Origin of the sequence: Streptomyces sp. NPDC059456 (assembly GCF_042750055.1) — a bacterium.
GTDB lineage: Bacteria > Actinomycetota > Actinomycetes > Streptomycetales > Streptomycetaceae > Streptomyces.
Genome location: NZ_JBHYVA010000019.1, coordinates 1 through 7,045, shown reverse-complemented (window position 1 = coordinate 7,045; position 7,045 = coordinate 1). Strand labels below are relative to the sequence as shown.

At 70.4% G+C, this 7,045-nt stretch carries 6 protein-coding genes; 5 read left to right on the top strand and 1 reads right to left on the bottom strand.

Annotation, left to right across the window (positions count from 1 at the left end; genetic code table 11):
* Window positions 1-559: homocysteine S-methyltransferase family protein (locus ACFXA3_RS03565; protein WP_385181334.1), on the bottom strand; the 559-nt coding region annotated here is incomplete at its 3' end.
* A 252-nt stretch (window positions 560-811) separates the two neighbouring features.
* Here ACFXA3_RS03565 and ACFXA3_RS03560 point away from each other — a divergent pair.
* From ACFXA3_RS03560 to ACFXA3_RS03540, 5 genes are all read left to right on the top strand, one after another.
* Entirely contained in the window at window positions 812-1,579 is a 768-nt protein-coding gene (locus ACFXA3_RS03560; RefSeq protein WP_385181332.1) for an IclR family transcriptional regulator, read from the top strand.
* A gap of 319 nt (window positions 1,580-1,898) precedes the next feature.
* Window positions 1,899-2,681 (top strand): MIP/aquaporin family protein, encoded by a 783-nt coding sequence (locus ACFXA3_RS03555; protein WP_385181329.1) that lies wholly within the window; start codon window positions 1,899-1,901, stop codon window positions 2,679-2,681.
* 75 nt (window positions 2,682-2,756) lie between these two features.
* Window positions 2,757-4,283: a glycerol kinase GlpK gene (gene glpK, locus ACFXA3_RS03550; RefSeq protein ID WP_376195856.1), complete on the top strand. Its 1,527-nt coding sequence runs from the start codon at window positions 2,757-2,759 to the stop codon at window positions 4,281-4,283.
* 37 nt (window positions 4,284-4,320) lie between these two features.
* Window positions 4,321-5,928 carry an FAD-dependent oxidoreductase gene (locus tag ACFXA3_RS03545; protein WP_385181326.1) on the top strand — a complete coding sequence of 536 codons (1,608 nt, stop codon included), beginning with the start codon at window positions 4,321-4,323 and terminating at the stop codon, window positions 5,926-5,928.
* Between the two features lie 126 nt (window positions 5,929-6,054).
* Complete coding sequence (locus ACFXA3_RS03540; RefSeq protein WP_385181323.1) at window positions 6,055-7,032, top strand: PAC2 family protein; 978 nt, start codon at window positions 6,055-6,057, stop codon at window positions 7,030-7,032.
* The last annotated feature ends 13 nt before the right edge of the window (window positions 7,033-7,045 follow it).

Here is a 7,045-nt window from a genome sequence, read left to right as displayed (position 1 = left end):
GAGTTAGGCGTGTGGTTGTGTTGGCCTGCTGGCGGGGGGTTGGCGCGCGGCGGGGGGGGGCCGCCCGGCGGCCGCGCCGCCCCCCGCGGTTGACCTGGTAGGCGTCGCGGATGGTCGCGTAGTCGATGTGGCCGAGGGTGGGCAGCTTGGTGCCGGGGCCCATGGAGCCGAGGACCCAGCGCTGGCGCCCGGTCTTCGCGGTGTACTCGTCGGCGACCTCGCGGGCGATGCGGGCCCCGGACTCCGACAGTTCGAAATTGCGTTCGGGGATGTCGTACTCGGCGAGCGCCGCGAAGTTCGCACCGAAGGTGTTGGTCTCGACGCAGTCCACGCCCACCGCGAAGTACGCGTCGTGGACGGAGCGCACGATGTCGGGGCGGGTGACGTTGAGGACCTCGTTGCACCCTTCGAGCTGCTGGAAGTCCTCGAGGCTGGGGTCCTGCGCCTGGAGCATCGTTCCCATGGCCCCGTCGGCGACGACCACACGGGTGGCGAGCGCCTCTCGGAGGGCATCGGCCCGGGTCTGGGTGTCTGCGGGCGGGTTCGGCAACGAGGCCATGGTTGAGCTCCCTGGAGTGCGACGGCTGTCGGCTTTGCACCCTCGCTGTGTCAAGGGCGCACGCGGTCAGGGTAACCGCGAGGTGGCAACCCCGGTGCGGTCGTCCCACGTGGCGGACTGCATTCTGTGCGCGGGGATCTGCCAGGGGTGTCCTGGCCGACGGAGGCCTGAACAGTTGCCCAACCATGCACAAGGTCGACATCGACCGATACTGTTCAGCATTGTCGAACTACGTCAGCAGGAGGCTGCGCGATGGCACGGAACATCCAGTCGCTCGAACGAGCCGCTGCGATGCTGCGACTCCTGGCGGGCGGGGAACGCCGGCTGGGCCTCTCGGACGTGGCGTCCTCCCTGGGCCTGGCCAAGGGCACGGCGCACGGGATCCTGCGCACGCTCCAGGCCGAGGGCTTCGTCGAGCAGGACCCCGCCTCGGGCCGCTACCAGCTGGGGGCGGAGCTGCTCCGCCTGGGCAACAGCTACCTGGACGTGCACGAGCTGCGCGCCCGCGCGCTGGTGTGGACGGACGACCTGGCCCGGGCGAGCGGCGAGAGCGTGTACGTGGGCGTGCTGCACCAGAGCGGGGTGCTGATCATGCACCACGTGTTCCGCCCGGACGACAGCCGCCAGGTGCTGGAGGTGGGGGCCATGCAGCCGCTGCACTCCACGGCCCTGGGCAAGGTGCTGTCCGCGTTCGACCCGGTCGCCCACACCGAGGCCCTGGAGGCGGAGCGCGAGGCGTTCACGCCCCGGACGGTCACCGACGGCGCGGGCTTCGAGGAGATCCTCGACCTGACCCGGGCGCGCGGCTGGGCCGCGGACGTCGAGGAGACCTGGGACGGCATCGCCTCGGTGGCGGCGCCGATCCACGACCGGCGGCGGATGCCGGTGGGCGCGGTGGCGGTCGCGGGTGCGGTCGAGCGGGTGTGCGGGGAGGCCGGGGAGCCCCGGGCGAGCCTCGTGGCGTCCGTACGGGACTGTGCGCGCGCTGTTTCACGCGATCTCGGCGCGGGCCGGTTCTAGACCCCCTACAGCCATTCTCGGCCATCGCCTGGCCGCTTTCTGCCTTCATGTGGCCATATCCCGGCCACCCGCTGGCCGGATTTGGTTGATCGCACCTAGTGGTAACGATCCGACACTTTGGCCAGGCCAACCCTTGACGCGTTCTTCACCTGGGCGGAAAACTGCCGTTCATCGGTCGGCATTGTCGAACACCTACCGGCAATACGCGCTAGGGTGGGGTGGCAAGGCCAAGGACCGGTGAACCACTCACCGAGTGCGCGGTACACCGGACGGGACCCGGTGACCGCCACCCCCTGGACGCAAGGCAAAGGAGTCGCGGGTGTCCACCTCCGACATCTTCATCGGCGAGACCATCGGTACCGCCCTGCTCACACTGCTCGGCGGTGGCGTCTGCGCCGCCGTGACGCTCAAGAGCTCCAAGGCCCGCAACGCGGGCTGGCTCGCGATCACGTTCGGCTGGGGTTTCGCCGTTCTGATCGCCGCCTACGTGTCCGCCCCGCTCTCCGGTGCGCACCTCAACCCGGCGGTCACCGTCGGCCTGGCCATCAAGAACAGCGACTGGAGCGACGTTCCGGTCTACTTCGCCGGACAGCTCCTCGGCGCCATGCTCGGCGCGGTCCTGATGTGGGTCACCTACTACGGACAGTTCGCCGCGCACCTCTCGGACCCCGAGCACATCCGTGACGCCAAGCTCGGCCCCGAGGACCCGCACCCGCACGACCAGGCCGGCCCGGTCCTCGGCGTCTTCTCCACCGGCCCCGAGATCCGCAACGTCGTCCAGAACCTCGCGACCGAGATCATCGGTACGGCCGTCCTGGTCCTGGCGATCCTGACCCAGGGCCTCCAGGCCGACGGCAAGGGCCTCGGCGTCATCGGCGTCCTGATCACCTCGTTCGTCGTCGTCGGCATCGGCCTCTCGCTCGGCGGCCCGACCGGCTACGCCATCAACCCGGTCCGCGACCTCGGCCCCCGAATAGTCCACGCCCTGCTGCCGCTTCCCAACAAGGGCGGCTCCGACTGGGGATACTCCTGGATCCCGGTGGTCGGCCCGCTCGTCGGTGCCGCACTCGCCGGCGGTCTGTACAACATCGCGTTCGCCTGATCAGCATCGGCACGAATCGCAAGATCCGCACCGCCCCCTGATTCGCCAACCCAGAGACCTGCCAGGAGCAGCCACATGACCACCAGCACCGGCCCGTTCATCGCCGCGATCGACCAGGGCACCACCTCCTCCCGCTGCATCGTCTTCGACCGCGACGGCCGCATCGTCGCCGTCGACCAGAAGGAGCACGAGCAGATCTTCCCGAAGCCGGGCTGGGTCGAGCACGACGCCGCCGAGATCTGGACCAACGTCCAGGAGGTCGTCGCCGGCGCCATCGCCAAGGCCGAGATCACCGCCGCCGACGTCAAGGCCGTCGGCATCACCAACCAGCGCGAGACCACCCTCCTGTGGGACCGTCACACCGGCGAGCCGGTGCACAACGCGCTGGTCTGGCAGGACACCCGCACCGACGCCCTGTGCAAGGAGCTCGGCCGCAACGTCGGCCAGGACCGCTTCCGCCGCGAGACGGGCCTGCCCCTCGCGTCGTACTTCGCCGGCCCGAAGGTCCGCTGGCTGCTCGACAACGTCGAGGGCCTGCGCGAGCGCGCCGAGGCCGGGGACATCCTCTTCGGCACCATGGACTCGTGGGTCATCTGGAACCTCACCGGCGGTGCCCAGGGCGGCGTGCACGTCACCGACGTCACCAACGCCTCGCGCACCATGCTGATGAACCTGCACACCCTGGCCTGGGACGAGAAGATCGCGGAGTCGATGGGCGTCCCGCTCAACGTCCTCCCCGAGATCAGGTCCTCCGCCGAGGTCTACGGCCACGTCAAGGACGGCGTCCTCGCCGGTGTCCCGGTCGCCTCGGCGCTCGGTGACCAGCAGGCCGCGCTGTTCGGCCAGACGTGTTTCGCCGAGGGCGAGGCAAAGTCCACGTACGGCACCGGTACGTTCATGCTGATGAACACCGGCGACAAGGTCATCAACTCCTACAGCGGCCTGCTGACCACGGTCGGCTACCAGATCGGCGACCAGAAGCCGGTCTACGCGCTGGAGGGCTCCATCGCCGTCACCGGCTCGCTCGTCCAGTGGATGCGCGACCAGATGGGCATGATCAAGACCGCGGCCGAGATCGAGACGCTCGCGCTCTCGGTCGAGGACAACGGCGGCGCCTACTTCGTGCCGGCCTTCTCCGGCCTGTTCGCCCCGTACTGGCGCTCCGACGCCCGCGGTGTGATCGCCGGCCTCACCCGGTACGTCACCAAGGCGCACATCGCCCGTGCCGTCCTGGAGGCCACCGCCTGGCAGACCCGTGAGATCACCGACGCCATGACCAAGGACTCGGGCGTCGAGCTCACGGCCCTCAAGGTCGACGGCGGCATGACCTCCAACAACCTGCTGATGCAGACCCTCTCCGACTTCGTGGACGCCCCCGTGGTCCGTCCCATGGTCGCGGAGACCACCTGCCTCGGCGCCGCCTACGCCGCCGGCCTGGCCGTCGGCTTCTGGCCCGACACCGACGCCCTGCGCGCCAACTGGCGCCGCGCGGCGGAGTGGACCCCGCGGATGCCCGCCGACCAGCGGGACCGCGAGTACAAGAACTGGCTCAAGGCCGTCGAGCGGTCCATGGGCTGGATCGACGACGAAGACGCCAGCTGACGCACCAGCTGAGTCAATCGACGAGGAGCTAAGAGATATGAGCACCCTGCAGAGCGTTCCCGCGCTGGGCACGCACCCGACCGCCGGCTCGAACCCGGGCCGCGCCGAGACCCGCGAGCAGCTGGCCAAGGCCACGTACGACCTGCTGGTCATCGGCGGTGGAATCCTGGGCACCTCGGTGGCCTGGCACGCCGCGCAGTCGGGTCTGCGGGTTGCCATGGTGGACGCCGGCGACTTCGCCGGCGCCACCTCCTCCGCCTCCTCCAAGCTCGTCCACGGCGGTCTGCGCTACCTGCAGACCGGCGCGGTCAAGCTGGTGGCCGAGAACCACCACGAGCGGCGGGTCCTGGCCAAGGACGTGGCCCCGCACCTGGTCAACCCGCTCACGTTCTACCTGCCGGTCTACAAGGGCGGTCCGGTGGGTGCGGCCAAGCTGGGCGCGGGCGTCTTCGCCTACTCCGCCCTCTCGGCCTTCGGCGACGGCATGGGCAAGGTCATATCCCCCGCCCGTGCCGCCGCCGACAACCCCGGCCTGAAGACGGACAACCTGAAGGCCGTCGCGGTCTACTACGACCACCAGATGAACGACTCCCGCGTCGCCGTGATGACGGTCCGCGCGGCCGTCGAGTCGGGTGCCGTCGTCCTCAACCACGCCGAGGTCACCGGCCTGCGCATGACGCGCGGCCGGGTCTCGGGCGCCGAGCTCAAGGACCGCCTCGACGGCACCGAGTTCGGCATCGACGCGCGCGTCGTGCTCAACGCCACCGGCCCGTGGGTGGACCACCTGCGGCGCATGGAAGACAAGCACTCGATGCCGTCGATCCGCCTCTCCAAGGGCGCGCACATCGTCATGAAGCGCAAGTCGCCGTGGAAGGCCGCCATGGCCACCCCGATCGACAAGTACCGCATCACGTTCGCCCTTCCGTGGGAGGACCAGCTGCTGCTCGGCACCACCGACGAGGTGTACGAGGGCGACCCGGCGGACGTGCGCGCCACCGAGAAGGACATCCAGCAGATCCTGGACGAGGCGGCCTTCTCCATCAAGGGCGCCGACCTGGACCGCTCGCTGATGACGTACGCCTTCGCCGGCCTGCGGGTGCTGCCCGGCGGCCCCGGCGGCGTCGAGAAGGCCAAGCGCGAGACGGTCGTCTCCGAGGGCGCCGGCGGCATGCTGTCGGTGGCCGGCGGCAAGTGGACCACGTACCGCCACATCGGCCGCGTGGTCATGGACAAGCTGGCGAAGCTGCCCGGCAGCCCCCTCACCGACGACATGGAGCCGGTCAAGTCGCTCGTGCGCCGGGTCCCGCTGCCCGGTGTCGCCAACCCGAACGCCGTCGCGCACCGCCTGCTGGTGGACCGCGATCCCGGCGCGCGCATGGACCCGCTGACCGCCCGCCACCTGGCCTCGCACTACGGCTCGCTGGCCTTCGACATCGCGCGCCTCGCGAACGAGGACCCGGCGCTGGCCGAGCGGATCCACCCGGACGGTCCGGAGATCTGGGCGCAGGTCGCCTACGCCCGGGACAACGAGTGGGCCGAGACGGTCGACGACGTCCTGCGCCGACGCACCACCGTGACGGTCCGCGGCTTGGACGACGACTCCGTGCGCGCGCGGGTCGAGGAGATGCTGAGCCGCAAGGCATAGCTCGTACGCAGGTGGGGAAGAGGGGCGGTTCCGAGGGGAACCGCCCCTCTGTCGTGGGCTGTGGCTCGTGTCGTCTCAAGGCTTAGGCTGACCCACGTACGCAAGGAACTTCGGAAGGAGACCTGGGTGATCGAGCTTGAGGGCGTGCCCGAGCTGATCGACCCGGTCATGGTGGCCGCGTTCGAGGGCTGGAACGACGCGGGTGACGCGGCCTCCGGCGCGGTCGCGCACCTGGACCGGGAGTGGAAGGGCGAGGTCTTCGCGGCGCTGGACGCCGAGGACTACTACGACTTCCAGGTCAACCGGCCGACGGTGTGGCTGGACAACGGGGTACGGAAGATCACGTGGCCGACGACGAGACTGTCGGTGGTGCGGATCGGCGGCGCGAAGCCGCGTGACCTCGTCCTCGTTCGGGGCATCGAACCGTCCATGCGGTGGCGGTCGTTCTGCAACGAGATCCTGGGCTTCGCGCACGAACTGGGCGTGGAGATGGTCGTGATCCTGGGCGCGCTGCTCGGGGACACCCCGCACACGCGGCCGGTGCCGGTCAGCGGGGTCACCTCGGACCCGGACCTGGCGCGGACGATGGACCTGGAGGAGACCAAGTACGAGGGCCCGACGGGGATCGTGGGCATCCTCCAGGAGGCCTGCACCCACGCCGGGGTGCCCGCGGTGTCCCTGTGGGCCGCGGTCCCGCACTACGTCTCGCAGCCGCCGAACCCCAAGGCGACGCTGGCCCTGCTGAACCGGCTGGAGGATCTGATCGACATCCGGATCCCGCTGGGCGAACTCCCGGAGGACGCGCGGGCGTGGCAGCTCGGGGTGGACCAACTGGCCGCGGAGGACAGCGAGGTGGCGGAGTACGTCCAGACGCTGGAGGAGGCGCGGGACACGGCCGATCTGCCGGAGGCGTCGGGCGACGCCATCGCGCGGGAGTTCGAGCGGTACCTGCGGCGGCGGGATCCGTCCGCCGGCGCGGAGCCGGGCGACGGGTCGTACCTGCGGGACACCTCCAGCGGGCTGACGCGGCCCCCCAAGCGCAAGCCGGACCCGTCGGGCGAGGACCCCTCGCCCCCGGAGGAGGACGACACCCCGGACGCCTGAGCGGGGCCCGGGA

Bases quoted from the DNA above. Each gene is read 5' to 3' on its own strand.
- ACFXA3_RS03560 (WP_385181332.1), top strand. From the start codon at position 812: ATGGCACGGAACATCCAGTCGCTCGAACGAGCCGCTGCGATGCTGCGA.
- glpK (WP_376195856.1), top strand. From the start codon at position 2,757: ATGACCACCAGCACCGGCCCGTTCATCGCCGCGATCGACCAGGGCACC.
- ACFXA3_RS03545 (WP_385181326.1), top strand. From the start codon at position 4,321: ATGAGCACCCTGCAGAGCGTTCCCGCGCTGGGCACGCACCCGACCGCC.